Genomic DNA, 26,996 nt, shown 5'->3' on the forward strand with positions numbered 1-26,996 from the left:
TCTGGGTGACTCAGCGAGCCGTTCGGCCGCAGAACTCTGCCTGGTCGCTGTCGGCAGGCTCCCGGCCGACGCCGTCTGATGGCGTGCTCGCCTCGACTGCGGATTCTGCTGTGCGCCGAGGTTGCCCTGACGGTGACTGTGCCGATGCCGACCGGGCTTGCCTGCGTGCAGGGGTGGGCTCCTCCTGGCAGGAGGAGCCCACTTCGGGGGATGTGTGAGGGGTTATTCCGTGCGCAGGCCTTCCGGGCGCATCATCCGCAGCAGCGGCGGCAGGCTGAGCAGCGTGACCACGCCGACCACGGCCGCGCCCACGCCGGTCATGGTCAGGACGCTCGCCCAGTCCATGGCCACCGGTGTACGGGTCATCTTCAGCAGCGCCGAGCCAAGGGTGATGCCCACCGATGTGGCCAGTACGAGGCCGAGTCCGACCGGGAGGGCCGTCTGCCACAGTACCGACAGGGTCAGCGTGCGGCGCCGGGTGCCGAAGGCGACCAGCGCGGAGAGCAGCTTCCTGCGCTCGCGCAGCTGCTCCAGCTGGGAGACCAGCAGACTCGCGCCGATCAGTGCCAGCACGAAGGCGGAGCCGACGAACAGGCCGGTGCGGATGGAGGTGTACTTGGCGTCCTCCTGGGTCGCCGACCAGCTGTAGGTGCGTGCCAGGGGGTCGATCCGGGCGACGACGTTGCGTATGTACTCCCGTGAGTCCGGCACCGACGGGTCCAGACGCAGGTAGACCCCGTCCGAGAACACCGCGGGCGCGGCCTTTTGGGGCAGGGCGGCGGGGGTGACCAGCAGACTGGTGTAGTCCTGCAGGGAGTCTTTGCGCGCGTTCACCTCCCGAATGTTTGCCGGAACGGTCCAGGGCACCTCGAGGCGGCGTTCGGCGCCGTCGTATGACGGGTCGATGTAGAGCTGCCGACCGGGTTTCACCAGGGCGATTTCGGATGCGTTGCTGGGGTCGGAGTAACCGCTCCGCGTTCGCGTGATGAACACGTCACCGTCCTTGCAGGAGGGCAATGTGGCGAGTTCACGCAGGGCGGCGCAGTTACCCACGGTCAGGCCGTTGCTGTTCTCCGGGTTGCGACGTGCGTCCCCGTACTGGGAGCGGGCCAGGGCCACCGCGGCCCGGACCCCCTTGGTGCCGGTGAATTCGCGCTCGATGCCGGGCAGCGGCTTGGGGCCGCTGAAGTCGACCTGCATCTGGACCCGGCTGGGGTCCTTGCCGGTGTTCTTGGTGTACTGGCTCTGCGTTCCCGTGAAGAGCATCTGCAGCGCGATGGCCCCGGCCACCGCCACGGCGATGCCGTTGACCATGCGGGCGGCAGTGCCGCTACTCAACTGCAGTCGTCGCACGGCCAACTGCCAGGACAGCGGGCCCTTGCCGAGCCGGACGACGACCGCCTCCACGGCCCAGGGCAGCAGGGCGGTGATGCCGATCAGCAACATCAGGACGCCGCCGATGACGAAGTACTGGTTGAAGTTTCCGTTCTTGTGGCCTTGGCCGATCATCGGGTAGAGCATCGCGAGGCCGGCCAGAGTCGGCAGCAGCCGCCACCACAGCCGACGGCGACTCTGCTTGGCAGCACGCACGACACCGAGGGGTTCGACGACCACGCCGCGCATCGCGAGCAGCGTGACCAGCACCGCGGCGACCGGCACCGCCACCGCGACCAGCGCGGCAAGCGCGGGAGTGGGGTCGAGGTAGCTGGGCCAGACGCTCACGCCCAGCAACTCGCCGGTGCCCAGCTTCTGGCGGCCGAGCAAGAAGAAGCCGGTGCCCACGGCCAGACCGAGCAGGGCTCCTGCCAGCGCCTCGCCCGCCGCGATCCGCCGGGTCATCCCCCGGTCGGAGCCGACCAGGCGCAGCGCGGCGAGGCGGCGGTCGCGGCGTTCGCCGCCGAAGCGGACGGCGGCGGCGATGAACACGGCGACCGGCGTCAGCAGCACCACGAACACGACCAAGACCATGAGCAGCAGCACCGGGTCGCTCTTCTCGGGCGTCGCGTCCGGTTTGCCGAACTTGGCCAGCCGTGTCGCCAGGGAGGAGTCCGTGAGCTTCAACCCCGAGGCGCCCGCGTAGTAAGCCAGTTCGTGCGAGCCGATCAGCCCGCTCTCGCCGATCGTGCCGGTGATCTTGTACGGCAGGCGCTCCCGCAGCAGTTTCGCGTCGTCCGAGTCCAGCAGGTCCTTGAGCGCGGGGGAGACCACCATCTCGCCCTTACCCGGGAAGCGGTCGACCCCGGGGGGCAGCGGCGCCCGCCTGCCCTCGGGTTCGACGAACCGGCCCCGGACGTCGTCGTCGTGCCAGGTGGTGTCGGCATCGGCGATCAGGAAAGTGTTGTCGGCCTTGGGCGGGACCGTCTGGGAGTACGTGTTGGCGTAGCGGGCGTCCTCCACCTTGCTACGGGAGGTGAACACGTTGGGCATCGCGGTGCACAACAGGAGCAGAGCCACGCCGAGGCCGACGCCGACCGCTGTCAGCGTCATTCGGACCCAGCCCTCGCGGCCGCCGGTGACGGCGAACCGGGCTCCCATGGCCAGGTCTCTGGACCACTGGCGCGGACTCATATGGCGCGCTCCATGTCCCGGGACTTGCCGTCGCGTACGACGATCTCGCGGTCGGAGTAGGCGGCCACCCGTGTCTCGTGGGTGACGAGGACGACGGCGGCGTTGGTGGAGCGGGCCGCGCCGGTGAGCAGTTCCATCACGCGCTCACCGTTGTAGGAGTCGAGCGCGCCGGTCGGTTCGTCGGCGAACAGCACCCGGGGGCCGGTGACCAGCGCGCGGGCCACGGCGACGCGCTGGCCCTGGCCGCCGGAGACCTCGCCGGGCCGCTTGCCCTTCAGGTCGTCGACCTCCAGGCGTTCCATCCAGCCGAGCGCCGCCCGCTCGGCTTCCTTGCGGGAGGTGCCGTTCAGCCTGAGCGGCAGGGCGACGTTTTCCACGCAGGTCAGTTCCGGCACGAGCTGCCCGAACTGGAACACGAAGCCGAACTCGGAGCGGCGTAACGCGCTGCGCTGGGCGTCGCTCATCGTCGTCACCTCGCGCCCGTTGTATGTGATCGACCCGGAGTCGGGCGGCAGGATGGCCGCGAGGCAGTGCAGCAGCGTCGACTTGCCGGAGCCGGAGGGGCCCATGACGGCGACGACCTCGCCGGGGTGGATGGAGAACTCGGCGCCGTCGAGGGCATGGGTGTGCCCATAGGTCTTGCGCAGGTCCTGCGCGGTGAGCAGGGAACCAGGGGGAGAAGTCGTCATCGAGCTACAGCCTCACGGAGTTTGTCGAGTCGGGCGGCGGTCAGCTCCAGCCAGCGCAGGTCCGCTTCCAGGTGGAAGAGGGCGTGGTCGCAGATCAGCTGGTCCGCCAGATCGCCCTTGCGCTTGCGGTCGGTCAGGATGCGCATGCTGCGCAGGTGTTCGGAGCGTTGGGTGTCCAGGATGTCGGCGGCGTCCCGGTGGGTGAGCAGCGCGAGGACGACTTTGGTGTAGAGGGCCGACTGGAGGTATTCCTCCGGCTTCTGCGGGGTCGCGAGCCACCGCTCTACGTCGGTGATGCCAGCGTCGGTGATCGCGTAGCGCTTGCGCTCCGGGCCGCCGCCGGCCTCGATCCCGTCGACCTCGACGAGGCCGTTCTTCAGCAGCCTGGACATCGTCGAGTAGACCTGGCCGTAGTGCAGCGGTCGGTCGTGACCGAACGTCTCGTCGAAGGCCCGCTTCAGGTCGTAACCGTGTCGCGGGCCGGACTCCAGGAGCCCCAAAAGGGTGTGACCGATGGACATGACCCGCACTATACACGCCGTGTATACGCGGCGTGTATACGCAGAGTGTGTAGCTCATGGCGAGGGTGTACGACAGCGCAGGTGAGGGAGCCGGGAATTCCGATCGTCACGGTCCGGAAACGGGCAGTCAGCTGCCTCGACTGCTCATGACCCGCTTCGAACAGCTGTAGGTCGACCGGCGAGGCGCCCGGCCGGTCGGGCAGAGAGCGGCGGTCCGAACCCTTGCGCCGTCACGGCCATCTCCTCGGAGACCATGTCAAGCCCGCCGACCAGGCCGTCCGCGACTCGGCGAGGTCGTCCGGGCTGTCGAAGGTGGGGTTGGGGCCCGGCCACGCCAACCAGGTGCGCTCGTGCGGGGGAGGCATGGGATGTGGGTTCGTAGACGGTACTGTCACGGAGCAGCGCGAACAGCACGCTGCTCGCGTTGGTCCATGTCTTCCCCGGGCCAGGGGCGGAGGAGCCGTCGGCAGGCTGTCCGCCGGACTCGTACAATGCATTCTTCCGCCGCTGGCGCGACCACGCCCTGGTCAGGGAGTTCCACGACCGGCTGGGCGCCACGGTCCGCGAGAAGCTGGGCCGCGACGCGGAGCCGAGTGCGGGTGTGATCGACTCGCAGTCCGTCAAAGCGGACGCCGTCGTCGGCTCCGACAGCCGCGGGTTCGACGGCGGGAAGCTGGTCAACGGCCGCAAGCGGCACGTCGTGGTCGACACGCTCGGCCTGCCGCTGGGAGTGATGGTCACCGCCGCGGACACCGGCGACCGCGCCGCCGCCCAGGTCCTGCTGCGACAAGTCGCCGACGCGCACCACCGAGGAAGGCCGCCCCGAATCATCCAGCAGCCGAATCCACGTCAATTCTGCCCGTGGGCGGCACGCTATGTCCCGTTCGATCGAGAATAGATCTCGCCGGATTCCGGGAATTCAACGGCTGGCGACAGCTGCAGTTTTCCAGAGTTTCCAGAGTAGGCGTACAGGCCGAATTTGCCCGTCCCTGAAAATCCGCACTGCCCTTCCCGGAAAATAACGGAAACCCACATGTCGCCTCCCGCAGGCACAGTGTCCACCTTCCAGGAAAACTCACACTCCTTTCTAGTCTCGCTTTCCTCTATCAGGCTGCTCAACTGAAGCTGTGCCTCCGCGGAAATGAGACCCGTTCCTTCTTTTTTGAAGTTGATCCAGTCCCCTCCGGGATTGCTCCAGGAGCCGACGACCTGTCCTTTCGTCGGGACGGGGGCATCTTCTTCGTCCGCGCAGCCAGACACACTCATCACGAGGGCCGCGACGAGGATGGCGAGGAAGGGGGACCGTTGACTTCGCTTAATACGGTACATACCCTTCCTCGATCCAGGTGATCTTCACGTTTATGTCTCTCCGGCCATCAGGGAAGATTCGTTTGACGGCGTCCGATCCCGCCTTCATGACGAGGTTGCCGCTTCCGTTCTTGTAGCCGTCGTTCGACAGGCCGCGCGTGGCCGAGGCTACCGTCATACGGTTGGACACCTCTATCTTCATTTGGCCGACCAGCGCTCCCTGGTCCCGAGTTCCGACACAGTGCCCCCTAAGGGCTGTCCCGGCAAGCCCCCCGCCATGCGGGCCAGCAACAATGGCCCCCATCCTGTGCCATCCAGTACCGGCATTTCAGGGAAATCCAAGAGAGACCCGTAGAGCGTCTCGCCCGCCAGGAGTCCGTGATCAACCAACTCACCGAGTTCAAACAGCGAGCGATCAGCCAAACTTGCAGGAAATTGTCAAATCCTGTGTATCGATGAGTCTGGTCGGACTTCCCAGGTAGGCCGTTGGAGCTGATCGTTGTTCACGATGATGTCGGCGTGGTCGGTTGGGCGGGCTGTGGCGAAGTAGAGCTGCTGGGACGGGATATAGCGGTTGCGCCAGGACCGTTCGATTTCGGCGGTGACTGCGGTGGATCCGGCCGGCGCTGTGCCTCGATCCCGGGCCCGATCGATCGTCTGTTCGAAGGGGGCGGACACGAAGATGCGCAGGTCCCACCGGTCGATGAGTTCTGGGCGCAGGAGGAAGACGCCGTCGAAGAGCAGTACGGCGTCTGCGGGGGCGGTCGTGACCGGCGGGGACGATGGGGTGTCGGTGTCGCTGTCGTAGACCGCATGTTGGAACCTTCGGTCTCCGCCTGGGCCCAGCGGATCGAGCAGGACCCGGCACAGCGCGGCGCGGTCGTGGGCGTCGAAGTAGCAGCCTTGCCGGAACCTGGGCTGAACAACACCTGCCGGCGCAGGCGGCCGCCGTCACCGCCGCCCTGTCACGGGCACTGGACCTGGCGCCCACACAATGACCAGCTTCCTGACCCACCGAGCGCGCGTGCACGACGCCCGCCTCCCCCTTCGTCGTCGGCACAGCGCGCTGCGGACCTGCATCACCGTCTTTGCGCCGTACGGCTTCCGGGCGACGTACCACCACCTCACGCTCAGCGCCGCGATCCCCCGGCGGCTGGAGGCGGATCCGGAAGCGCTGGTGCGGGCGGTGGAGGAACTGCATGAGGCGCGGGTGCTGTGGCTCGCGCGAGCGGAGGAATACGCCGTGCAACGCCGGGCGGAGAAGCGGGCCGGGCGGCGGGCTGTGGCGAACCCACGACCGTGGTGGCTGCGGAGCGGGTGGGACGGCCCGGACCGCGCCTGGCACCAAGACACGTTTCGCCACCCGTCGCTGCGGCTGTCCGAGTACGTCCGGAGACAGAACATGATTCTGGAGGGCGCCGAACCCCCGGCTGCCCGGCCTGTGGGGATGAAGGACCGCGGGTGCTGAGCTCGACCGGGCACGGCTGGATCGAGCTGTGCCGTGGGTGCGCGTGGGTGCTGGTGCCATGTCCGTGCGGGCAGCGGCACCGGCTCGTGCCGGAGATCCCGTTCAGCTGGAACGAGATCTGGCAGCGGGCGCACATGAGCGATGACGGCATGCCGAACCCACACTGGCCTGCGGGCTAGCCAGTCGGATGCGGCACGGCGAACGTTCGGAACCAGATTCCGTCAGCTAATGGCCAGCAGCGCGGCCTGACCTGCATTACGGGCAACCGAACGCATCCCAGCGGATCGCCGGAGTAGAGCCGAACCCGAGGTCAGGGCGCCAATCGTCGAAGCCTTGTCGACCGACTCGGCCGACCGGTCACATGCTGGCCACCACCCTGTTCTCGGCGGCGCTCACGGTGCCCATGTTCACGGCGACGGCAGCGAACGCAGCCGATGGCGCCGTCAGCCCGGGCAAGGCAACGACTCGAATCGGGAACTCCCAAGTCCAATCGGTGCGCGCCATGACCGAGCGGATCGCAGACATCCTCGACGAGTTCGGCGCCGGCCATGCCAGGCCAATAGCAGCCGCGTTCCTGGTGAACAGGGCGGGTCCCTGGCTACGAGCGCAGGTCAGCGAGACGGTCCACGCGAGCATGCTGACTGCCGCCTCTGATCTGACGTACCTGACCGGGTGGATGGCCATGTACGAGAAGGCTCACGGGCTCGGGCAGACGTACTACCTCAAGGCCCTGAACCTCGCTCAGAAAGCAGTGGGGCTCAGCGTCCCCGCAGCCCAGACCTTCCCTCCGGAGAACCGCACCCATCTCGGATTGAGGCCGCACACCCTGTCATCGAGCCGTAGTGGCCTCCTTGATGGTGCCAGTGCGGACCGGAAGGCTAAGCAGACCGCGGGAGCGCATCGAGGGCCTCCACTGCAGTTCGCCTGGCGACACGTCCAGGGCCATCTCGGGGAAGCGTTCGAGGAGCGCAGACAGCGCGATCTCGGTTTCCATGCGGGCCAGCGGAGCGCCGAGGCAGTAGTGGATGCCGTGGCCAAGGGCGAGGTGGCCGGTGGCATCGCGGTCGATGCTGAAGCGGTCCGGGTCGGTGAAGCGTTGCGGATCCCGGTGGGCAGCGGCGAGGGACAACAGGACCGTCTCGCCCGCGGGGATGGTTACGCCGCTGACGGTGACGTCCTCGGTCGGAAACCGGCGAATGGCCAGCGGTACCGGGCCGTCGTAGCGGGCGAGCTCCTCCACCACCGCGCTCAGGCGTGTGGGATCGGCCCGCAGCTCCGCCAACTGGTCGGGGTGGCGAAGCAGAGTCAGGACCGCGTTCCCGATGAGGTGAACGGTGTTCTCATACCCGGCGAACAGGATGAGGAAGGCCAAGGACATCAACTCGTCCTCGCTCAGCCGGTCTTCCTCATCGCGCACGGCGATCATCGCGGAGAGTAGGTCATCGGTCGGGGCGGTTCGCTTGTCGGCGATGAGTTGGGTGAGGAACGACAGCATGTTGCCGACCGCTTCCTTGGCAAGGAACGGCCGCGCTGGATCGGGAGCAACGAGAGCGTCGGTCCATGAACGGAAGTCGAACCGGTCGGCTGGGGCTACGCCGAGCAAGTCACAGATCACGGTGATCGGCAGCGGCGCTGCGTACGAGGCAATCAGGTCCGCGCGCTCAGCCGCAGCAATGGCGTCCAGCAACTGGTCAGCGGTGCGCCGGATCGGCTCACGTAGCTGCTCGATCTGACGCGGGGTGAAGGCCCGGCTCACCAGCCGCCTGATGCGGGTGTGGTCCGGAGGGTCCATGTTGAGCAGATTTGCGTCCAGCGCCGGCGGTAAGGCCATGCCTCGGTAGCCGCCGGGCGCCGCGTTGCGTTTGTCCAAGGAGAGCCGCGGGTCGGCGAGAGCCTGGCGTACGTCGTCATAGCGGGTCACCAGCCAGGCAGGCAGCCCGTCTGTCCCAGTGATCCGGTGAACGGGTCCGGCTCGGCGAAGCTGCGTGTACACGGCGTACGGATCGTCAGCAAGTGTTGCGGGGTCAATTGGAGTCTGCTGACCGGGGGTTGTTTGGGTCATTCCCTGACCCTACTCAGACGGCGTCTTGATTGGCGGTAGCTCGTTGCCCAGGGCATGGACATGATTGAGCCGCTGGTGCCGGACGGGCTGTGGGAGATTAACGGCCAACGGCAGTGGTTGGCCGGCGACATGAGCGGTGAGCACATGGAGTTGATCGACCGATGGCTGCGTGGCGAGGTCATGGACGGCAAAGTGGGCATCAAGGTCCAAGGCGGGCCGTTCCACGGTCGCACCCGGATCGTGGTGCTGGACGAGTCCGGTCAGCCGCCGCCACGGCAACGCGGGCGTGGCTCGGGCGGACACGCGCCGACCGATATGTGGCACGTCCACGAGCACACACCCTCGCTCGGCACAACCGCGGGATGGTCGTACGACTACGCCGGAACCGAACCCTGCAACGACACTCGGTAGATAGCAGGCCAACTGAGAGAACGTCTTAGCTACGGCGTGTATCGAAAGTCCCTGGTGAGTATGACGGAGAGCGCATTTGTGGTCCAGGATGATCGGATGGTCGTGCTTGAGACTCCTCGTTTGATCCTGCGTCGCTGGCGTGAGGAAGACGTTGCGCCCATGGCTGCCGTCAATGCCGACCCCGAGGTCATGCGGTGGATCCGTGACGGCAGCGTCCGTGACGAACAGCAGACTCGCGGCGGAATCCAGGCATGGGAGAGCGAGTGGGAGTCACGGGGCTTCGGCCTGTTCGCCGTGGAGATCCGGTCTACTGGCGAGCTGGCCGGGTTCACCGGTCTTTCGGTGCCCGACTTCTTGCCAGAGGTACTGCCGGCGGTCGAGGTCGGCTGGCGGCTGGGACGTTGCCACTGGGGGCAGGGCCTGGCTACCGAGGCCGCGAGAGCTGCTGTGCGGTTCGGGTTCGAAGACCGCGGGCTGGAGCGGATCGTCAGCATCGCTCAAGTGGGCAACGACGCCTCTGAGCGGATCATGACCAAACTGGGGATGCATCCGGTCCGTGAGACCGTCAGTCCCACCGGCGGTCGGCGAGTACGGGTGTTCGAGTTGTCGTCGGACCACGGCCTCGGGACTGGTAGGCCCACATGTTGAGGTGTCGCGTATTCCTCGGTGAGGTCAGGCGTGGTGTCACCGTGTGTGGTCGCCGAAGGTGCCATCATCTGCTGGCACAAGACCCCGGTCGTCCGCTGCCTGTGCGCCGTTCCGTACCATCCGCTGGTGATATCCCGTCTTTTCTCCACTCCACGCCGCGCCGCCGAGTCACAGCCGTGCTCACAGTGATGGCCGCCGTCGTCGCGTTCGGGTCGTGGGCGCTGTGGCCGGTCTACGACTCGTCGTGCGTCGTCTACTCCGGGGCCTACATCCCCATGAATACGCCGAAGGCCGAAACCGACGCCGCCGTGCAGCGGGCTTACGACAAGGCCCTCGCCGACGGCGCGTGCGGTCCCAAGCGGGCGCGCTTCCACAACTGGACCCAGTGAGCTCAATCCTGACGTCACCGTGAATGGTCGCCAGGGGCGTATCGGCTCCAGGTTCCTCCGGCTCACGCCGTAGCCGCCGTCGAGCGGCCGGCAGCGGGCAAGGAGCTGGCGGTGGACCGCTGGCACGGCCGTGACGCGCAGGGTGTAGCCCTGGCCGCGCCGTACGGCTACCCCCTGGTCGAGCGCGGCGCGCTCGGTGGGCTCCAGATCGGCCGCGCGGAGGAAGTCCGCGACCTTGCCCGGCACGTCGAGGGTAACCGGCAGCTCTGGGGCCGGGGCATCGTCCTGCTCGATGGCCGTGTGCTCGAGCGGGAGATCGGCGACGGCCGTGCGGAGGCGCCGCGGCTCACGCCGTGGTCGCGGGCGGGAGCGGCGCTGGAGCGGCCTTCGAGGTACGTGGTGCGCACGGCGTCGGTCTTGTCGGCCGGGACGGCAGGGCGGCGTCCGCCCTTGCTGCCCTTGGCCTGCGCGGCCCGCAGTCGGTCGTAGGTCAGCTCCCGCTGGAAATCGCGTTGGAGTTCGCCGGCGGCGAGGGTCTCCACCATGAACTTCACGGTGGACAGCAGTTCGCCGGTGCGCGGGTGGCGGGCGGTGAGGTCCATCGCGGAGAACGCACCGTCGTGGATGCGCGGTGCCACCTGGTCGCGGTGGAGGACGTCGAGCACCTCGAGGATGTGCCCGGTGCCGCGTACGAGGCGGAACATCTCGGAGATGTGCACCGTGTCGCCGGGCCGCGCGTAGGTGAGCAGTTCGCGGAACTTCGTCCGCTGGAGCCGGGTGGAGGCGGCTGGAGGTGCAGGGGTCCTCTTCGAAGACGACGGGGTCCTCGGTCCCGGCCTCGTCGAGAACGAGGTTCTGCCGGGCGGTGGACTGCTGGTCGGTCGAGACCCGCTTGTAGACCAGGTTCGCCACCAGGGGCCCCTTCCGTGCGGAGGATCGGACCCTGCCTGTCACCAAACCCTGGTCAGCAATCGCCATCGGATCTGCAGTGATTGGATTCAGGCCGTCGCGAATCCCCGGATCGCACGGGTTCGTTGGACGCGCCACCCGCCTGTCGTCAAGCGATCGCTCGGCGACAGGCAAGCAGCCGGCGAGGCGGCTGGCCGGCTTTGCGCAGACCTCGGGCATCGCCACCCGCGCTCGACCTCACAGCACTACCGCACATGTTTGACATAGGACAAACCGTTAGTGTGGCCTGTGGAGGTGATGGCGTGCCCATCAGCGGTACGACCGCGGCGGAGATCGCCGGCAGTGTCCGGGACCAGGTGGCGTCGGGCGAGCTTGCGCCAGGGGCGCTGCTGCCCCCGGTGCGGACGCTCGCGGCCGGGCTGGGGGTGAACCGGAACACGGTCGCCCTGGCCTACCGGCGGCTCGTCGAGGCCGGGGTGGCCCAGACCCGGGGCCGCGGCGGCACGGTGATCGCCACGGTGCCGCAGCTCGCCCGCGAGGGCGTCGGCATCGGCGGCGATCGCGTCGACCTGGCCAGCGGAAACCCTGATCCACAACTGCTGCCGGACATCCTCGCCGCGGCCCGCGGCGGACACTACCGCCAGCCCTTGTACGGGATGCCCGCAGTGGATGAAGCGCTGGATGCCTGGGCCCGCGACGACTTCGCCGAAGACATAGACCAACCGTTTCGGACACTGGTCACACACGGCGCGGTCGACGCCACCGAACGACTCCTGAACGCCCACCTGACCCGCGGCGACACGGTGGCGGTCGAGGACCCCTGCTTCCTGGCGAGCATCGGCACGCTGCAGCTCAACGGCTACCGGACGGCGCCGGTCCAGGTCGACAGCGCGGGCATGCGCCCCGACGACCTGCGGGCCGCGCTCGAAGGCGGCGCCCGGGCAGTCGTCTGCACGCCCCGGGCCCACAACCCGACCGGAGCGAGCCTGACCGCGGAACGGGCCGCCGACCTGCACGCCGTCCTCGCTGACCACCCCCAGGTCCTGGTGATCGAGGACGACCACTTCTCGGCCGTCTCCACCCGGCCGTACTGCCGGATCACCCCTGCCGCCACGGCGCGCTGGGCACTGGTGCGGTCCCTGTCCAAGTTCCTCGGACCGGACCTGCGGCTGGCCCTGGTCGCCGCCGATACGCAGAGCGCGATGCGACTGGAGGCCCGGCTCAGCGCCGGCACTACCTGGGTCAGCCGCCTGCTGCAGCACAGCGCCCGCGAACTGCTGGCCGATCCCGGCGTGCACGAACTCCACGAACGCGCCCGCGAAGCGTACGCACACCGCAGCGGCCTGCTCATCCAGCGGCTGCACGCCCATGGCATCGAGGTGCCCCACCGGCCCGATGGGCTCAACGTGTGGGTCGAACTCGACGTCGACAGCGGATCGGTGGTCCAAGCCCTGGCGGAGCGGGGCTGGGCCGTGCGACCCGGCCACCTCTTCGTCCATGCCCCGTCCGCCCGCCAGGGCGCGATCCGGGTCACCAGCTCCACCGTCACCGAGCCGCAGGCCGAAGCATTCGCCGCCGAACTCGCCGCCGTTGTCGCTTCCTCGCGCACCACGCGCTGACGAGCGGACCTTCTTCCTTCGTCTGCGGCACCCCGGCCGTGTGGAGCCACCGCGCCACCGCCTATAGCAATTCCGCCCGAGTACCTATCGGAGGTTTCCTCTTGTTCACCGGTCTGAGCGCCTTCCCCCTCACCCCCATCCCCGGCAACGCGGGCATCGACGAGAAGGCGTACGGCAGGCTCGTCCACCGGCTCGCCACCGCCGGCGTCGACTCGATCGGGGCCCTGGGTTCCACCGGCTCCTACGCCTACCTGACCCGCGAGGAGCGGGCCCGCGTCGCCCGCCTCGCGGTCGAGCACGCCGACGGGGTGCCGGTCATCGTCGGCATCGGGGCGCTGCGCACCCGCCATGTGCTGGAAGCGGCCCAGGACGCGCAGAACGCCGGGGCAGCCGGTGTGCTGCTGGCGCCGGTGTCGTACCAGCCGCTGACCGACGACGACGTGTTCGGCCTGTTCGAAGAGGTCACCGCGCACCTCTCCGTCCCCCTCGTGATCTACGAAAACCCCGGCACCACCCACTTCACCTTCACCGACGAGCTGTACACCCGCCTGGTGTGCCTCCCGAACGTGGCATCCATCAAGATCCCCGGAGTTCCCGCCGATCCTGAGGCGGCGCGGGCTCGTATCGAGCACCTGCGGCGGCTTCTGCCCGCCACGGTGACGATCGGTGTCAGCCGAGACGCGGCAGCCGCCAGGGGCCTGAACGCCGGATGCGACGCCTGGTACTCGGTGATCGGCGGCACGTTCCCTGAGCCGGCGCTCGCGCTCACCCGGGCCGCACAGGCCGGCCGGGCCGAGCAGGCCGAACGGGAGTCCCAGCAGCTCCAGCCGCTGTGGGACCTGTTCGCCCAGCACGGCGGATCGCTACGGGTCGTCGCGGCAGCGGCCGCCCATCTTGGCCTCACCGCATCTTGCAACCTTCCCCTGCCGCTGCGCGGCCTCGGGGCGAAGGAACGCGCCCAGGTCGCCACAGTGATCGAGAAGCTGCAGCTCCACGCCTGACCACGTCACACGCCCACGTCACCGTTCTCCCGTCGGCGGGCGGGCGGGCGGTGACGTGAGCCGCTCCCGTCTGCCGTCCCGGCAGAGCGCACGGCCATGCACCGCAGCACCGAGAAGAACACCGGCAGTGCGGGCTGGGGCCCGCTCCCCCGCTACGTCATCGCGGCGACCTTTGCCCGCACCTCCGACGGCGGCGCGGTCGTGGCCATCGCCTGAAGGCGGGCGATGTCGGGCTGAAGTTCCTCACAGGCGAACTCAAGGGCTCGCACGACCCGTCCGGGATCGAGTTCACGGTGCTGGCCGCGATGCCGGGCATGGAGCGCGAGTACATCCGCGACCGCACCCACCATGTGGTGAGGCGGACGTTGGTCTGTTCATGGGGCGGGGTACGCGGAGTTGGATTGTTCCGGACGGGCTGTGGGTGATCACGAAGCCGCTGATCCCTCCGCCAAGGGTGCGGCCGCAGGGCGGCGGAACGCAGGACACTCCTGATGAGACGCTGTTCGCGGCCATCATCTACGTCCTGGTCGTCCTGGTCAGCGGCTGCGCCTGGCGGGTCCTGCCGCCCTGCTTCGGCATATCGAAGTCGACCGCGTATCGAAGATTCCTGATCTGGCCGAGAGCCGGTGCGTGGGGCCGGCTTCACCAGGCCGTGCTGCACCGGCTCGCGACGCCGGCCTCGTCGATGTCACCCGCGTCTTCCTCGACACCGCCCATGTCAGGGCTAAAAAAAGGGGCGGGAACCCACAGGTCCGAGCCCCGTGGACCGGGGTAGGCCGCGTTCCAAGATGCACATCCTGTCGGACACGAACGGACTGCCCCTGGCGGTCGTTGTCTCCGCCGCAAACGTCCACGACAGCGAAGGGCTGAAGCCCATGGTCGCGGGCCACCAAACGAAACACGACCCGTTCCGCGGACGGTACTTCGAGCCCCAGCGACTCCACGCGGACAAGGCCAACGACATTCCCCACCTGCGAAAATGACTTTGGGGAAAGCCCATCGGCGTTCGCATCGCCCGCAAGGGGATCGAGTCCAGCGAACGACTCGGCCGCCGCAGGTGGGTCATCGAGCGAACCATGTCCTGCCTCTCCGGCTACCGACGACTGAGCCCCCGCCACGAACGCAACCCCCGCAACTATCTGGCATTCCTCGGCCCCGCCGCCACCCTCTGCCGCTACAAGAGGTTCGTCCGCCTCACCACATAGGACACGGTCCAAGCCACAGACTGGCTGCAACACCCCGGGTGTTGCAGCCAGTCGGAGAAGCCGACCTCTCATGGGTGCAGGAGTCGTAGACGACGTGCAAACTGGCCTCTGCCACTACACCTTCATGGAGGCCGACTCCGGGCCAGTCATGCCCTAACCGCTTCAGTCATCACTTGCGGGGCAAGTCCTCAGCCCCCGGCGCAATGGGCTCCGGTTCAGACATTTGACGACAGGCCGAGATATACACCATTGAGCGCCCCATACGAGTTCACCTGGCTGCTCTCGTTGAGGGTTGTTCCGAAGCAAACCGACCAGGAGTTCGCCCCAACCCCCGATGACGGGCACTTCCAATCACCCAAGTGCGTGCCGGAGGCGGTATACAGGTCCATACGCGCTTCCGCGCCATAGAGGCTGGTTTTGTTGTTGCGCACGATTACTGCCGCCTGGACCCCGCTTCCACTTGATGACCTAATCGCACAGACCTGCGCGACCACGCTGGTAGTGATCGTCTGACTGCTGGCGCAATGCCACGTGCTGGAGCTGGAAGTGATCGGATTCGTGTTGCCGTAAGCACGCCAGGCGCCATCCGCGGCCGGAACAGGGACGGCGACGGTGGAGGCCACCCAGGAGCGCAGGTCGTCGACGCGGGTGCTGACGGCGCCGGTCTGGGTCACGGTCGGGTCGGTGCCGAAGCAGCCGCCCTGCCAGGACCTGCTGCTGACGGCAACCAGTTCGGACTTGCCGCTGACCGTGCGCACGGTCGGGCCGCCGGTGTCGCCCATGCAGACGCTCGCGCCGTCCTCGCCGGTGGTGGCGACGGTGTCCGTGGCGACCGAGTCGACGGCGAAGGTGCCGCTGTGCAGGCGCAGCGGGGCCCATTCGGTCGCGGTGCGGCCGTAGCCGGCCACCGTCAGCTTCTCGCCGGGCGTGGCCACGGCGGTGGCCAGGCTCACGGGCGTGATGGTGGTGACGGGGCGGCTGAGCCGCGCCAGGACGGCGTCCCGCGACGGGTGCGCGACGAGTTCCACGATGGTGCGTGTCTCGCCGCCGGTGGTCGTGAGGTCGGTGCGGCCGATGGTCGCGGTGGTCTTGAGCTTGGGCGCGCCGGTGGGTATGGCGAGGCTCGCGGCCGGGTTGTCGGCGAAACAACTGGTGGCGGTGAGCAGCCAGTAGGGGTCGACCAGGGCGGCGGAGCAGGCCTTCTGGCCGTCGCCGATGTCCAGGCGTGCGGTGAACGCGAGGGAGCCGTCGGCCGCGTCGGTGCCGGAGACGGCGTTCGCGGGGGTGATGCTCAGCGCCAGCAGCGCGGCGGCGAGCGCGGCGGCGAGGCCTGTGGTTAATGCTGTACTGAAGGGAGCGAGGCGATGGCCTCTGAGGTGTCGCATGACCTTGGCTTCCTTGGTGGGAGACGTGCGGCTCACTCGTTCGACGCGCCCCCGCGGGGCGGAGTCGAGGCGCCGATGGGGGTGCTACTTGGCGGACCTGATCTCGACGAGCATGTGCTCGCGTCCCTCCGGGTCCGCGCTCTCGCCCACCGCGGTCCACTGGTTCTTGGCGACGGCGAAGCTCGTCTCCTCGTCGCCGACGGTCATGTCGACGTCGGTCGTGTAGTCGTTGCCCCGGATGCCGTAGACCGAGGGGATCTCCAGGGTCAGCCAGCCGGAGTTGCCGACGACCTTGAAACAGATCATGGACTTCTCGCGGGCCCAGACCTGGAGCAATCCGGTGCCGCTCGCGCAATCGGCGAGCGTGATGTGGCCGTCGCCGCGCTTGAGAACGATGTTCTGCTCCGCCAGGATTTTGTCGGCCTGCGGGTAGTTGAAATCTTCGATCGCGTAGCCGGGGCCCTCGTCGGCGACGGACGTGATGGTCGCGGACTTCACGCCTGCCGCGGTGGGGGCAGCACCCGGCAGCGCGAACCAGGCCAAAGCGCCGGCGATGGCCGCGGCGCCGAGCGTACGTGCGAGGAGTCTCTTCCGCAGCGATTTCGTCGCGGATTCGGTGCGTTCCTTCATTCGATTCCCAAACTCGTCATTACCGACCGATGGTCCGGAACATGATTCGAGGAAGACGTGAAGGTGCCTTTGATGTGATTGCGGCTTCCCTCACGCCCCGGCCGGAACGTCCCCGTTGCGGGCATTCTTCACTCACTGCACCACCCGCGAAAAGGCCCTTTCCGAAGCCGCTTCGTCTGCGAAATCGAACCATGCGGTTCGGATCCCTGTCCAGAGTTGGCCTTTGCGTCTGAAGTGACTCATCTCTCCCAACTCTCGTACAACCTACAGGAGTTGACGTAGTTGACTGGTCGTCAGGAGCTGCGCGACCGGCGTGCGGGCGGAGGCTGGTCACGGGAGACTTGAGTTAGGCTTCCCGGCCACGCGATTCCACGGGGCGGACTGTCCGGAAAACGCAGGACAAGCGGTAAGTGCCTCTGGTTCGACAGGGAGAAGATCGTCCGGGGTCTTGTTTCCGGGTCTGCCGGAAAGCCTTCCCGGGTGGGCGTGCGGGTTGGGGCTCGGAGTTCGGCGTCGCCCGTGAAGGTTCTCGACCACCCAGGGGCTTTGAGAAGTGATTTTGTGTCCGGGTTCGTCAGGTTAGAGGAGGTTAGAGGTCGTTTCTCACTAAAGGCTGTCCCGCAATGATCAACTGACTGACACGGTCGGCATCGGGGACGCCCACCTTGGGCCGGGTTATCCGGCGAGCGCGAGGTTGTGCAGGCGGGCGATGCCAAGCATGGCGTGATGAACGCCGTCGCCCTTCAAGCGGCAGTCGCGGAGGATCTTCCAGCTCTTCATGCGGGCGAAGGTGTGCTCGACTCGGGCACGGACCTTGCGGTGCGAGCGGTTGCGCTCCTCTTTCCAGGCCAGGAGTTCGGCCTGGCCGGGTTCACGCCGGTGAGGGATCACCAGGCCGGTGCCGCGGTAGCCGCCGTCAGCGACCGCCGTGGTGTTTCCGACGGCTGCCTTCCCTCCGGACAACTCCCATGCCTTGCAGTCGTTGCGGTTGCCGGGCAGGGGCCGGCCAACTACGACGACCAGTCGCGTATCGGCGTCGATGACGACCTGGTGGTTGGTGGAGTACCGGTGTTTTTCGACTCCTCGGCCACCGCGTGGTCACGTGTGGGGACCAAGGTGCCGTCCACGATGAGCACGGTGTCCTTGCGGAATCGTCGGCGCGGCCGCAGGGCGAGCAGTGGTGCGAGGCGGTTGATGATGCGGTCGGCCGCAGACTTCGAGATCCCGAACAGCGGCCCGAGCTGGCGCAGTGTCAAGTTCGTCCGCCAGTACGCCGCGACCAGCAGGACGCGGCCCTCCAGGGGTAGGCCCCACGGCCGGCCTCGGCGGACCGTGTCCGCCCCCTCGCGACGCAGGGCGGTCACCAGCTTGCCGAAGCAGCGCGGGCTCAGCCCGGTGAACGGGCCTATCCAGGACGGCTGTGACGCCGTGATCACACCAGTCGCAACAAGATCATCTCAAGCCGTGGCCAGCCGTTACGAAACATCCCGCAGCCCACCTCGCCTGTCGGGGCCAACAGGACGCCATGGCAGATCCCGCGGTCCTGCCGAGTTCAGCCGACGGCGTCCTGCGCCCTGTTGACCACACGCTTGATGCCGATCAAGACCCGGTATCGGTGCCGTTTCGCGAACTCTGTCATCTCCCAGACCACCGGGCGCCCTATCTCCGCACATAGATGCAGCACTCGTCCCTCGTTCACCCAGACTCCTACGTGGGCGCCGTAAGCATCGTCGGTGGCGTTGAACAACACCAGGTCAAGCGGCTGCGCAACCGATACACGAACTGTGGCCTGCGTATCGGCCCACAGTTCACTCGAACGCAGATCAGGCGGAACCAGGCTGAAGTGCCGAAGCACCTCGCAGGCGAACAGCTGGCAGTTGGCACCTTCCTCCAGGCCGGGAAGGTCAGCGACCTCCGGCGCCCCCGGAAACCGGGAGCCCACGTACGGAACGGTCCAGAAAGCGGCAGGTAGTTGGTGCAGCAATGGATCCATGCCCCCATCGTCCCTGATGCCAGACCCGGACAGGGTGCTCCACCCATGCACACCGCCAGAGCGGTTGCGGGACAGCCTTAGCGTGATCGTTCGTTGAGCAGTGCGGTGTGACCTCGTTTCGGGGTGCTCGTGCTGGTCGTGCGGCAGTCTGGGTGTAGATCGTCCGGCGGGGCGGTTTTGCCGATGAGTTCACCGTCCTCGAACGGTCTACCCAGCGACACGACCGTTCTCGACAGGAGTGCCATGTCCACCATCCAGCCAGTGATCATCACGGCCGACCAGGACGTCCTGCGCGGCTTCTATACGAAATTGTTCGGCGCCGAGGAGATCTTCCGGGTACCGGCGGAAGGCCCGGCCTTCTACCTCGGCTTGCGCATCGGCGACACCGACCTCGGGCTGGTGGCCAAGACGAACCCGGGGACCGGGGCGGCACCGCGGATCCTGCTCAGCATCGGTGTCGACGACGTCGACGAGACGCTCGGCCGGGTGGAGGCGCTGGGTGGCTCGGTCCGCAGCGGCCCCAACGACATGCCGTGGGGACAGCGCGTCGCCCACATCCAGGACCCCGACGGCAACCCGGTGAACCTCACCCAACCGATCCCGGCTCATTGACGCTGTTCCGGGTGCTTGTGCTGGTCTTGGGCTACCTGCTGTACGGATCAATTGCCTGTAGTGGCCTCGATGTTCGTCAGTACGAGCAGCGCGCGAAGCAGGTGGGTGGCGCGAGCGGGGTCAGTACGGAGCTTGGTGAGGATCCGCCAGTTCCTCAGATGGGCGAAGCCGCGTTCGACCGGGGCGCGTCCGGCGCCCAGGATGCGATTGGCCTCCCTTTCAGCGGGTGCGGGCTTGCGGGCACGGGTGGCCTTGAAGCCGGTGACGACCACGGATCGTCCCCGTCGTCGTCCAGGCCGAGAAAGCCCAGGTCGGCCAGGCCGCCGAGACCGGCAGCGCGCAGGTGGGCCAGGATATGGTCGCGGCGGGCGGCAGCTCGTCGCGCCAGCGCCGGATGGTGGTGGCGGAGATGTCGTTGCCGCCGACCATGTCGGCCAGGCGCTGATCGTGCCGCAACACAGCCAAGACGATCACCGCGATCCTCCCGGGCGGCAGCACCCGCCACCTCGACCGTATCGCCTTCAGATGGCGTCGCAGGAGGTCGGAGAGGTAGTTCAGGGTGTGCGTGGACAGCGGCAGGCGGCACTGGCAGACCAGGGACACGGTGTCCCCGGCGTGCTCTTGGGTTTTCGTCACACAATTCCAACAGCCGCCGGGGGCACCTTGGTTACGCCCCGATCGCCGCGCGGACCGGTCACGGGCGAGTGGTGAACTTCCCGTCGGGTCGCTTGTGCAGCCAGCCGCGGTCGGCCAGCTTCGTGAGCTTCCCGCGCAGCGGCTCCAGCTTGCCCCGTACCCCGGTGTCCAAGCCCAGCACCTCGCCGATCTGCCGGGTGGAGACCGGGCCGGCGGCCTGCCGCACGGCGGTCAGGATGCGCTGGTACTCCGCCGGCAGTGCGGCAGGGAAAGTTGCTGGTGAGCCGACCGCGGAGGCGGTTGACGGTGCGGGTTCGGTCGGCGACCAGGTCCATGCGGCGGCCGGTGAGGATCTTGAGATCTGTGACGGTCTCGTCGCCTGTGCGTAAGGGGCGCAGGTCACGGCGGATGCGGACCTGGTCGGCCGTCGCCCGCGTGGTGGACCGGGTGTCACAGGACCCACCTGGAAGCGGAGCGGCAGGCTGCGCCGAGCCCCAGTTTCGCGGGCAGGTGCTCTTGGCAACAGTTCTGACGGTGGCTAACATTTTGAGCGGTTGCTCAAACTGGTCGATCAGCAAGGAGTGGCTCGTGGCCAAAGCCGGTGGGAAGCGGTCTGTCGACCCGTCCGGGAACTCCGGTTCGGCGGAGACACGAGCGTCGCTGATCGAAGGAGCGGTCGCAGCCTTGCGCGAGAAGGGATTCGCTGGGGCCAGCGCGCGTGAGATCGCTCGGCTCGCGGGCTGCAATCAGGCGCTGATCTTCTATCACTTCGGTTCGGTCGCCAAGCTGCACCTGGCTGCCCTGGACGCGGTCAGTGCTGCGCGAAACGCGCGCTACCAGGCGATGGTCGATGATTCCAAAAACCTCGGGGACTTGGTTCAGGCCGCCAGGTCGGTCTTCGACGAGGACTTGAACGAGGGGCATGTAACCGTGCTTGTCGAGATGATCGCCGCTGCCCAGTTCACCCCTGAACTCCGCCCGGAAGTCGCTGCCCGGATCGGCCCGTGGCGCACGTTCGCCGCGAACAGCATCCGCGAAGAACTCGCGGGCTCACCCGCCGCTCGGCTGCTGCCGCCCGACGAACTCGCCCACGCGATCGTAGCCCTGTACCTGGGCCTGGAAATGCTCGCGAACCTCGAAGGGGAACGCGAGCCCGCCCTGGCCCTGTTCGACCGTGCCAGGAAAGTCGCCTCCGTCCTCGACATCTTCAAGCGAAAGAAGAAGACATGACCAGCAACAGGCGGGACTGGTTGCTCTTCACCGGATGGCTCCTGACCGGGGCCTGCTACCTGCTCGTCCTCCTGACCGCGCTCTCGATCGGGATCTTCATCCTGCCTCTGCCCGTCGCGGGCACCCTGCTGCTGGCCACACGCCGAGGCACCGATCGGGGCCTGCCCGGTCTGGTTTCCAGCGCGAGCCTGCCGATGTTCCTTCTCGCCTACCTCAATCGGCATGGCCCCGGCACCTACTGCGAGCATTCGGCCGGCGGCGAGAGCTGCACCGACGGCTTGCTCAACCCCTGGCTCCTTCTTCTCGGGGGGCTACTCGCCCTCGCCGCGGGAGTCGCCCTCTTCCTCAAAGTCCATCGACGTCCCGTGGCCAACTCCCCCGTGCGCAGGCCCTGATAGGGCCAATGGCGTTGCTTCGGGTGGCTGGCGCAGGCTGCTCGGGCGCAGCGGCCGCGTGCCGGCGGGCGCGCGCATTCGCCAGATCGACGTCGGTGGCCCGGGCGAGACCACCCTCCGCACCGGCCTGGACCACGGCGCGGCGAACGCATGTTGCCCGGTGCCGTCGGTCGGACCACCCCGAAGTGGGCCGGCCGACGGCCCCCACTACGCCATGTGGAGGGTGTACCGACGGGAGGTGTGCGCCGTGAGCCGCCAGCCGTCGGGCTGCTTCGCCAGCCGGATGCCCGTGAGGCCGCTCCTCGTGGCCTGCGGGCGGCTGGGGCCGGGGACCCAGACGTCCAGGGTGCCCGCCCCGGAGCCCGACAGCCGCAGGTCCCGCGTGGCGGCGGAGGACCGCAGGGGGCTCAGGGCGACCGCGGGGCGCGGGGGCGCGGCCTAGGCTGGGGGTATGCCCCCGCCGAATCCAGGTGCCGCCCGATCCGTACGATCTGGCCCTCACACTGCGGGTGTTGCGCCGCGGCGCGGCCGATCCGACCTGCCGGTGGGAGCTGGACGGCACCTGGTGGCGTGCGTGCCGCACTCCCGACGGCCCGGCAACCCTGAAGACCACCGCCCACGTCAACCCGGCTGAGGAAACACTGGTCGCAGGCGAAGCATGGGGACCCGGTGCCGCCTGGACGCTGGAAACCCTTCCCGCTCTTCTCGGCGCCGGGGACGATCCCGCCGCCTTCGTCCCCAGGCACCGGATCGTCGCCCAGGCTCACCGCAAACACGCCGGCCTGCGCCTCCCGCGCAACCGGCCTGGTCATGAAAGCGCTCGTGCCCAGCGTGCTGGAGCAGCGGATCACCACCGGCAGCGCCCACTACGACTGGCGCCGCCTCCTTGCCCGCTGCGGAGAACAGCCGCCCGGGCCCGCTCCGCAGGGGATGCGGGTCATCCCCGCCCCGCAGGTGTGGCGGATGATCTCGTCCTGGGAGTGGCATCGCGCCGGCGTCGACCGCGCTCGGGCCACGGCGATCCTGCGCGCCTGCCACCACGCCCCGCACCCGGAAGAAGCCGCGGCCATGACCCTGCCCGACGCCACGCACCGCCTCCAGCTCATCCCCCGGGATCGGTCCCTGGACCGCGGCGGAGACTCTGCAGCGCACCCTCGGCGCGCCGGACGCCCTCACCCTCGGAGACCTCCACTGAAAGCCCGTGAGGATGGGCGCCGCGCAAGAGGCCAGTGATCGTCACGGCGGGGGCTGAAAACACCCCGGCAGGCTTCGGGCGGAGACGGCGCGCCATGGTCTCACCAGGGAATCGGCCCGTCCTCGGCCAAAAAGGCGCCCGTCGGGCCGTCCTCGCCCGCCGTCGCCAGGTCAACCGCGACGGCCGCGCCCTCCTCCGCCGTGCGTATCCCGGTGTGGCGGTTGAGGTCGGTCGCGCAGTAGCCGGGACTCACCGCGTTGACCAGGATCCCCTCGGCGCGCAGTTCATTGGCGTAGAGCACGGTGATCGCGTTCAGCGCGCTCTTCGAGGTGCAGTAAGGGACGAGAGTCGAGAAGTAGGCGGACCACGGGCTGCCCGGGTCGGCCAGGTGGGTGAGGGAGCCGAGTTCGCTGGACATGTTGACGATGCGTGCGGCGGCGGAGCGGCGTAGCAGGGGGAGCATGGCGTGGGTCACCGCGATGACGCCGAACACGTTGGTCTCGTAGACCTGCCGGACGGTAGCGGCTGGGGTTTCACTCGGCTTTTGCGGTCCGGCGGCGATCGCGGCGTTGTTGACGAGGATGTCGAGGCGGCCGAACGTGGCGTCGATGTGCTTGGCGGCGGCCTGGACCGAGGTCTCGTCGGTGACGTCCAGCGGAACGAACCGTACGTCGGCGCCGCCCGCGCGAAGCTCCTCGGCCGCCGCCTCGCCACGCTCGGCGTTGCGGGCGCCGATCAGCACGGTGATGCCGAGGGCTGCGAGCCTGCGCGCCGTTTCCTTGCCGATGCCCTTGTTCGCACCGGTGATCAAAGCAGTCTTCTGCGAAGTCGTCATGGCACCCAGCCTCCCCTCACCCATGGGCGGCAGGGAAAGACCAGAAGCCTCTGGATCTATAGTCCACAGATATGAGTGAGCTAGAGGTGCGGGAGCTGAGGTACTTCATCGCGGTCGCCGAGGAACTGAACTTCAGCCGGGCCGCGCAACGCCTGGGGATGGCGCAGCCCCCGCTGTCCAAGGCGATCGCTCAGATGGAGTCCCGGGTCGGGGTACGCCTGCTGGAGCGCACCACCCGGCAGGTGAGGCTGACCACCGCCGGTCAGGTGCTGCTCGACCAGGCCCGGATCGCGGTCGACGCGGTGCACGCGGCGGCCCGGCGAGCACGCCGGGCCGGTCAGCCGACACCCCAGCTCGTCGTGGCGGTCAAACCGGGAGGCGATGCCGGGCTGCTGCGGGAGATCCTCGCCGCCTACCGGGAAACGGGTTCGCATCTGCCGCCGCCTGAAGTCGTCGTCGGCGGCAGCGGAGAGCCGATCGCCATGCTGCGGGACGGCCGTGCCGACGTAGCGCTGCTGCGCAGCCCGTTCGACGGTCAAGGGCTGGATTCCCAGACACTCGTGGTCGAGCCGCGACTGGCCGTCCTCCCCGCCGCGCACCGCCTGGCCGGACGCCGGCGACTGCGGCTGACCGACCTCAAGGGCGAACCGATCCCGCGCTGGAAGGGGGCCGCCCCCTCGACCACCGCCTACTACACCGGATATGACGGCGCAGAAGCAGACGACGGCCACACAGGCTTGGCGCCGGCTGACACTCCTGAGGGGCCGCTCGTGGCCAGCGTCGAGCAACTCCTGGAGGTGGTCGCGCTGGGGCAGGCGGTGGCGTTCCTGTCACGCTCCACCACCGAGCGGCACCAGCGCCCGGACATCGCATACCGGCCGGTCACCGGCCTCAGCCCCAGCGCGGTCATGGTCGCCTGGCCGGAGACCTCGCGATCCGCAGCCGTCGCCACCTTCGTCCAAGCCGCCCACGACGTCGCCACCCACCACCTTGACCCCATGACCGCACTGGCCTGACCGGCGTACTCAACCCCAGGTCGCGCCGACCACGCGCTTCTTTCCTCGCCCCGATACCAGACGGCAACCGGCGCGAAGAATCGCCAGCCCCCACCCGTCACCGTCATGCGCATGCCGCGGGAACACGGCCAACAGGAAGTGATGACGACTGACCGCTAACCGCTGCCTTCAGTCACGGCAACTACACATAGTTACCTTTCACTTGTCGCGCCGACCCGAACAGGCAGGCACAGCGCCCGTCCGGCCCAGCTACCGGCCCCCGAGCCGGAAACCGTCCGACGCCTCCAGGTCGTCGTAGAAGCCGTCGTCCAGATCGTCGGCCGGCGGGGGCAGCCCTGCACGCACACCGGGTTCCACACGGTCCCGGTCCAGCGGTGCCCGCACGCCAGGGTGCTGTCGTCCAGGTCCGCGAAGGGCTCCGCAGCGAGGGTCTCGCATTGGGCGGTGCAGTAGCCGTCGCAGGCTTCCTTGCTGATCGGGTGCCCGCACTCCAGGAGGTAGCCCACCCGGTCATCCTCGCGCCGGGGCCGGACGGGGCGTGCACACCTTGCGCATGTAATTCCCCATCGACGTCGCGCACTTGGACCGCAGGCTGCGCGTCCCGTCGGTACGCACGATCCCCGGGCCGCCGGGGCCTCCCGTACCCCCGCGCCCGGCACATCCCGGAGGCGGGGGCCGCGGCGACAGTGGACTGAGGGCTGCGGCCGGGGACGCAGGTCGCGGTCGGCGCGGTTACGAACCCTCCGTGAACGCGGTGGCGTGGTCGGCGGCCCATCGGCGAAACGTTCGCGGCGCCGTCCCGAGGATGTCGGCCACCGCAGTGGTGATGTACGCGGGCTGTCCGACTGCCGCGCTCCACGCGGCGAGCAGCATGTCGACGACCGAGCTGGGCGCCGTACCCTCCGACAGGCTTCGGAACTCGTCCGGCGTCATCTCCTCGAATGCGATCCGGCGCTCCAGGGCGTCACCGATGGCACCCACCTGCGCGGCCTGGGTCAGCGATTCGGGGCCCGTCAGGACGTAGTCGCCTCCGACGTGTCCGTCCTGATAGAGCGTCCGCGCCGCGACGGCTGCGACGTCGCGGTCGTCGACCGGTGCCGTCTCGGCAGCGCCGTAAGGCCACCGGACGACCTCACCGGCCCGGATCGCGGGCGCCCACCAGGCCAGCGAGTTCGACGCGAGCATCCCCGGCCGGATGGTCGTCGACTCGAGTCCGGTGGCCGCGATGAGCCGCTCGATGTCGGCGTGCAGCACCGCCATGGGATTGGGCTGCTGGAAGAAGGGGTGCGGCGTCTGGTGCGGGGAGGAGAGGAAGACGACCCGCCGCACGTGGGCTGCCAATTGCTCGACGACTGCCGCGGCGGTCCGAGGCGGGGCGGTCCAGACGAGGAAGACCGCACCGACGCCATTCAATGCCGGGTCGAGCGACTCGGGCACGGTGAGGTCGCCCGTGAAGACCTCGACCTTCGCCGGCAGCGTCGCCGTCGCTTCGGAGCGATGAGTGAGGGCGCGGACCGGCACGCCCGCGCCGAGGAGTTGGTCGATGACGACGCGGCCGACCCGGCCCGTCGCCCCGGTTACGAGCACAGGAGGAATGTCTGTCTGATTCATACCGACCATGAAAACGTTACTCGGTTAAAAAAGCAACCCGGTCATTAATGTTACGGTGGTCAGATGAGCGAGCCGACGGGACTGCGGGCCCGCAAGAAGGAGCGAACGCGCGACGCCATCGGCGACGCGGCCGTCTCGCTGTTCCTGGAGCGCGGCTTCGACCGCGTCTCGGTCAACGAGATCGCCGCGGCGGCCGAGATCTCCAAGCCGACCCTCTTCCGGTACTTCCCCACCAAGGAAGACCTGGTGCTGCACCGGTTTGCGGACCACCAGGGCGAGGCGGCACGCGTCGTACGTGACCGCAGGTCCGGCGTCAAGCCGGTGACGGCACTGCACCAGCACTTCCGGGCCGGCCTCGATCGGCACGACCCCGTCACCGGCCTCAACGATCATCCCGAGGTGGTGGCGTTCCATCGGCTGGTGTTCACCACACCGAGCCTGGCGGGACGGCTCACGCAGTACCAACTCGAGGACGAGGAGGCACTGGCGGATGCCCTCGGCGAAGGCATCCAGGCACGCTTGCGAGCCGCCCAGGTACTCGCGGTCCAACGGGTGCTCGCCCGGACCAACTGGCAGAAGATCGCCGACGGTCGAACCGCCCGCGACGTCCACCCCGAGGCCGTGGCCGACGCCGACCAGGCTTTCAACCAACTGCGGTGA

General features: G+C 68.3%; 29 protein-coding genes and 4 pseudogenes. 14 read left to right on the forward strand and 19 right to left on the reverse strand.

Annotated elements, in window-relative coordinates:
• Window positions 1–222: 222 nt before the first annotated feature.
• From ACFYW8_RS40410 to ACFYW8_RS40420, 3 genes are read right to left on the reverse strand one after another with little or no spacing between them, the layout of a single operon-like run.
• Window positions 223–2,568, reverse strand: coding sequence for an ABC transporter permease (locus tag ACFYW8_RS40410; RefSeq protein ID WP_389090963.1), 2,346 nt, complete (start codon window positions 2,566–2,568; stop codon window positions 223–225).
• Complete coding sequence (locus ACFYW8_RS40415; RefSeq protein WP_329302701.1) at window positions 2,565–3,257, reverse strand: ABC transporter ATP-binding protein; 693 nt, start codon at window positions 3,255–3,257, stop codon at window positions 2,565–2,567. The genes ACFYW8_RS40410 and ACFYW8_RS40415 overlap by 4 nt, the downstream gene beginning before the upstream one ends.
• Window positions 3,254–3,778 (reverse strand): PadR family transcriptional regulator, encoded by a 525-nt coding sequence (locus tag ACFYW8_RS40420; protein WP_099938965.1) that lies wholly within the window; start codon window positions 3,776–3,778, stop codon window positions 3,254–3,256. The genes ACFYW8_RS40415 and ACFYW8_RS40420 overlap by 4 nt, the downstream gene beginning before the upstream one ends.
• A 424-nt stretch (window positions 3,779–4,202) precedes the next feature.
• Between ACFYW8_RS40420 and ACFYW8_RS40425 the strand changes: the two genes are divergently transcribed.
• Window positions 4,203–4,676, forward strand: coding sequence for a transposase (locus ACFYW8_RS40425; RefSeq protein ID WP_389090971.1), 474 nt, complete (start codon window positions 4,203–4,205; stop codon window positions 4,674–4,676).
• Here ACFYW8_RS40425 and ACFYW8_RS40430 read toward each other — a convergent pair.
• From ACFYW8_RS40430 to ACFYW8_RS40440, 3 genes and pseudogenes are all read right to left on the reverse strand, one after another.
• Window positions 4,652–5,107 (reverse strand): hypothetical protein, encoded by a 456-nt coding sequence (locus tag ACFYW8_RS40430; RefSeq protein WP_389090975.1) that lies wholly within the window; start codon window positions 5,105–5,107, stop codon window positions 4,652–4,654. The two genes, ACFYW8_RS40425 and ACFYW8_RS40430, sit on opposite strands and share 25 nt — an antisense overlap.
• Window positions 5,094–5,288: a hypothetical protein gene (locus ACFYW8_RS40435; RefSeq protein WP_389090980.1), complete on the reverse strand. Its 195-nt coding sequence runs from the start codon at window positions 5,286–5,288 to the stop codon at window positions 5,094–5,096. Before ACFYW8_RS40435 ends, ACFYW8_RS40430 begins: the two co-directional genes overlap by 14 nt.
• Before the next feature lie 236 nt (window positions 5,289–5,524).
• A pseudogene (locus ACFYW8_RS40440) lies at window positions 5,525–5,971 on the reverse strand (cytidylate kinase family protein); the annotation flags it as partial.
• A 139-nt stretch (window positions 5,972–6,110) separates the two neighbouring features.
• On the opposite strand from ACFYW8_RS40440, the gene ACFYW8_RS40445 reads away from it, so the two are divergent.
• A complete protein-coding gene (locus ACFYW8_RS40445) occupies window positions 6,111–6,554 on the forward strand; it encodes a hypothetical protein (RefSeq protein WP_389090983.1) in 444 nt (147 codons plus the stop codon).
• Window positions 6,548–6,733 carry a hypothetical protein gene (locus ACFYW8_RS40450; protein WP_389090988.1) on the forward strand — a complete coding sequence of 62 codons (186 nt, stop codon included), beginning with the start codon at window positions 6,548–6,550 and terminating at the stop codon, window positions 6,731–6,733. The genes ACFYW8_RS40445 and ACFYW8_RS40450 overlap by 7 nt, the downstream gene beginning before the upstream one ends.
• 178 nt (window positions 6,734–6,911) lie before the next feature.
• Here the strand turns inward: ACFYW8_RS40450 and ACFYW8_RS40455 are convergent, their stop codons facing one another.
• Both ACFYW8_RS40455 and ACFYW8_RS40460 read right to left on the reverse strand, forming a co-directional pair.
• A complete protein-coding gene (locus ACFYW8_RS40455; protein WP_389090993.1) occupies window positions 6,912–7,190 on the reverse strand; it encodes a hypothetical protein in 279 nt (92 codons plus the stop codon).
• Between the two features lie 193 nt (window positions 7,191–7,383).
• Window positions 7,384–8,616 carry a cytochrome P450 gene (locus ACFYW8_RS40460; RefSeq protein ID WP_389090997.1) on the reverse strand — a complete coding sequence of 411 codons (1,233 nt, stop codon included), beginning with the start codon at window positions 8,614–8,616 and terminating at the stop codon, window positions 7,384–7,386.
• A gap of 60 nt (window positions 8,617–8,676) precedes the next feature.
• Between ACFYW8_RS40460 and ACFYW8_RS40465 the strand changes: the two genes are divergently transcribed.
• The 3 genes from ACFYW8_RS40465 (at window position 8,677) to ACFYW8_RS40475 (ending at window position 10,064) form a co-directional block, all read left to right on the forward strand.
• On the forward strand, window positions 8,677–9,027 hold the full coding sequence (locus ACFYW8_RS40465) for a hypothetical protein (RefSeq protein WP_389091001.1): 351 nt from the start codon (window positions 8,677–8,679) through the stop codon (window positions 9,025–9,027).
• A gap of 96 nt (window positions 9,028–9,123) precedes the next feature.
• Entirely contained in the window at window positions 9,124–9,675 is a 552-nt protein-coding gene (locus ACFYW8_RS40470; RefSeq protein ID WP_389091007.1) for a GNAT family N-acetyltransferase, read from the forward strand.
• Between the two features lie 176 nt (window positions 9,676–9,851).
• Window positions 9,852–10,064 carry a hypothetical protein gene (locus tag ACFYW8_RS40475; RefSeq protein ID WP_389091011.1) on the forward strand — a complete coding sequence of 71 codons (213 nt, stop codon included), beginning with the start codon at window positions 9,852–9,854 and terminating at the stop codon, window positions 10,062–10,064.
• A 167-nt stretch (window positions 10,065–10,231) separates the two neighbouring features.
• Here ACFYW8_RS40475 and ACFYW8_RS40480 read toward each other — a convergent pair whose 3' ends face one another.
• Complete coding sequence (locus ACFYW8_RS40480) at window positions 10,232–10,813, reverse strand: hypothetical protein (RefSeq protein ID WP_389091171.1); 582 nt, start codon at window positions 10,811–10,813, stop codon at window positions 10,232–10,234.
• Window positions 10,814–11,275: 462 nt separating this feature from the next.
• Here ACFYW8_RS40480 and ACFYW8_RS40485 point away from each other — a divergent pair, with 462 nt between their 5' ends.
• The 3 genes and pseudogenes from ACFYW8_RS40485 (at window position 11,276) to ACFYW8_RS40495 (ending at window position 14,798) form a co-directional block, all read left to right on the forward strand.
• Complete coding sequence (locus ACFYW8_RS40485) at window positions 11,276–12,592, forward strand: aminotransferase class I/II-fold pyridoxal phosphate-dependent enzyme (protein ID WP_389091015.1); 1,317 nt, start codon at window positions 11,276–11,278, stop codon at window positions 12,590–12,592.
• Between the two features lie 101 nt (window positions 12,593–12,693).
• Window positions 12,694–13,593, forward strand: a complete 900-nt coding sequence (locus ACFYW8_RS40490) for a dihydrodipicolinate synthase family protein (RefSeq protein WP_389091021.1) — start codon at window positions 12,694–12,696, stop codon at window positions 13,591–13,593.
• A gap of 376 nt (window positions 13,594–13,969) precedes the next feature.
• Window positions 13,970–14,798, forward strand: a pseudogene (locus ACFYW8_RS40495) (IS5 family transposase).
• A gap of 215 nt (window positions 14,799–15,013) precedes the next feature.
• Here the strand turns inward: ACFYW8_RS40495 and ACFYW8_RS40500 are convergent.
• From ACFYW8_RS40500 to ACFYW8_RS40515, 4 genes and pseudogenes are all read right to left on the reverse strand, one after another.
• Window positions 15,014–16,183, reverse strand: a complete 1,170-nt coding sequence (locus ACFYW8_RS40500; RefSeq protein ID WP_389091024.1) for a S1 family peptidase — start codon at window positions 16,181–16,183, stop codon at window positions 15,014–15,016.
• Between the two features lie 84 nt (window positions 16,184–16,267).
• Window positions 16,268–16,813 (reverse strand): hypothetical protein, encoded by a 546-nt coding sequence (locus ACFYW8_RS40505; protein ID WP_389091028.1) that lies wholly within the window; start codon window positions 16,811–16,813, stop codon window positions 16,268–16,270.
• A gap of 675 nt (window positions 16,814–17,488) precedes the next feature.
• Window positions 17,489–18,249, reverse strand: a pseudogene (locus ACFYW8_RS40510) (transposase).
• A 116-nt stretch (window positions 18,250–18,365) separates the two neighbouring features.
• The gene (locus ACFYW8_RS40515) at window positions 18,366–18,806 is read right to left on the reverse strand and encodes a hydrolase (protein WP_365880797.1); all 441 of its coding nucleotides are present in this window, start codon (window positions 18,804–18,806) and stop codon (window positions 18,366–18,368) included.
• A 243-nt stretch (window positions 18,807–19,049) separates the two neighbouring features.
• Between ACFYW8_RS40515 and ACFYW8_RS40520 the strand changes: the two genes are divergently transcribed.
• The gene (locus ACFYW8_RS40520) at window positions 19,050–19,418 is read left to right on the forward strand and encodes a VOC family protein (RefSeq protein WP_365880799.1); all 369 of its coding nucleotides are present in this window, start codon (window positions 19,050–19,052) and stop codon (window positions 19,416–19,418) included.
• 47 nt (window positions 19,419–19,465) lie between these two features.
• Here ACFYW8_RS40520 and ACFYW8_RS40525 read toward each other — a convergent pair whose 3' ends face one another.
• The 4 genes and pseudogenes from ACFYW8_RS40525 to ACFYW8_RS40540 all read right to left on the reverse strand — a co-directional run.
• Window positions 19,466–19,690 carry a transposase family protein gene (locus ACFYW8_RS40525; RefSeq protein ID WP_389091036.1) on the reverse strand — a complete coding sequence of 75 codons (225 nt, stop codon included), beginning with the start codon at window positions 19,688–19,690 and terminating at the stop codon, window positions 19,466–19,468.
• Entirely contained in the window at window positions 19,638–20,054 is a 417-nt protein-coding gene (locus ACFYW8_RS40530; RefSeq protein ID WP_389091040.1) for a hypothetical protein, read from the reverse strand. The genes ACFYW8_RS40525 and ACFYW8_RS40530 overlap by 53 nt, the downstream gene beginning before the upstream one ends.
• Before the next feature lie 58 nt (window positions 20,055–20,112).
• Window positions 20,113–20,280 (reverse strand): hypothetical protein, encoded by a 168-nt coding sequence (locus ACFYW8_RS40535; RefSeq protein ID WP_389091045.1) that lies wholly within the window; start codon window positions 20,278–20,280, stop codon window positions 20,113–20,115.
• Between the two features lie 100 nt (window positions 20,281–20,380).
• Window positions 20,381–20,599 (reverse strand): annotated as a pseudogene (locus tag ACFYW8_RS40540) (hypothetical protein); the annotation flags it as partial.
• 43 nt (window positions 20,600–20,642) lie between these two features.
• On the opposite strand from ACFYW8_RS40540, the gene ACFYW8_RS40545 reads away from it, so the two are divergent.
• Window positions 20,643–21,284 (forward strand): TetR/AcrR family transcriptional regulator, encoded by a 642-nt coding sequence (locus ACFYW8_RS40545; protein WP_389091049.1) that lies wholly within the window; start codon window positions 20,643–20,645, stop codon window positions 21,282–21,284.
• Window positions 21,281–21,679: a hypothetical protein gene (locus tag ACFYW8_RS40550; protein WP_365880807.1), complete on the forward strand. Its 399-nt coding sequence runs from the start codon at window positions 21,281–21,283 to the stop codon at window positions 21,677–21,679. The genes ACFYW8_RS40545 and ACFYW8_RS40550 overlap by 4 nt, the downstream gene beginning before the upstream one ends.
• Before the next feature lie 1,295 nt (window positions 21,680–22,974).
• Here the strand turns inward: ACFYW8_RS40550 and ACFYW8_RS40555 are convergent.
• The gene (locus tag ACFYW8_RS40555; protein ID WP_365880813.1) at window positions 22,975–23,709 is read right to left on the reverse strand and encodes an SDR family oxidoreductase; all 735 of its coding nucleotides are present in this window, start codon (window positions 23,707–23,709) and stop codon (window positions 22,975–22,977) included.
• A gap of 71 nt (window positions 23,710–23,780) precedes the next feature.
• On the opposite strand from ACFYW8_RS40555, the gene ACFYW8_RS40560 reads away from it, so the two are divergent.
• Window positions 23,781–24,725, forward strand: a complete 945-nt coding sequence (locus tag ACFYW8_RS40560; RefSeq protein WP_389091058.1) for a LysR family transcriptional regulator — start codon at window positions 23,781–23,783, stop codon at window positions 24,723–24,725.
• Between the two features lie 732 nt (window positions 24,726–25,457).
• Here ACFYW8_RS40560 and ACFYW8_RS40565 read toward each other — a convergent pair.
• A complete protein-coding gene (locus tag ACFYW8_RS40565) occupies window positions 25,458–26,336 on the reverse strand; it encodes an SDR family oxidoreductase (RefSeq protein ID WP_389091061.1) in 879 nt (292 codons plus the stop codon).
• Window positions 26,337–26,399: 63 nt separating this feature from the next.
• Here ACFYW8_RS40565 and ACFYW8_RS40570 point away from each other — a divergent pair, with 63 nt between their 5' ends.
• Window positions 26,400–26,996, forward strand: a complete 597-nt coding sequence (locus tag ACFYW8_RS40570; protein ID WP_389091065.1) for a TetR/AcrR family transcriptional regulator — start codon at window positions 26,400–26,402, stop codon at window positions 26,994–26,996.

The sequence above is a fragment of the Streptomyces sp. NPDC002742 genome (assembly GCF_042888885.1).
Classification (GTDB): Bacteria; Actinomycetota; Actinomycetes; order Streptomycetales; family Streptomycetaceae; genus Streptomyces.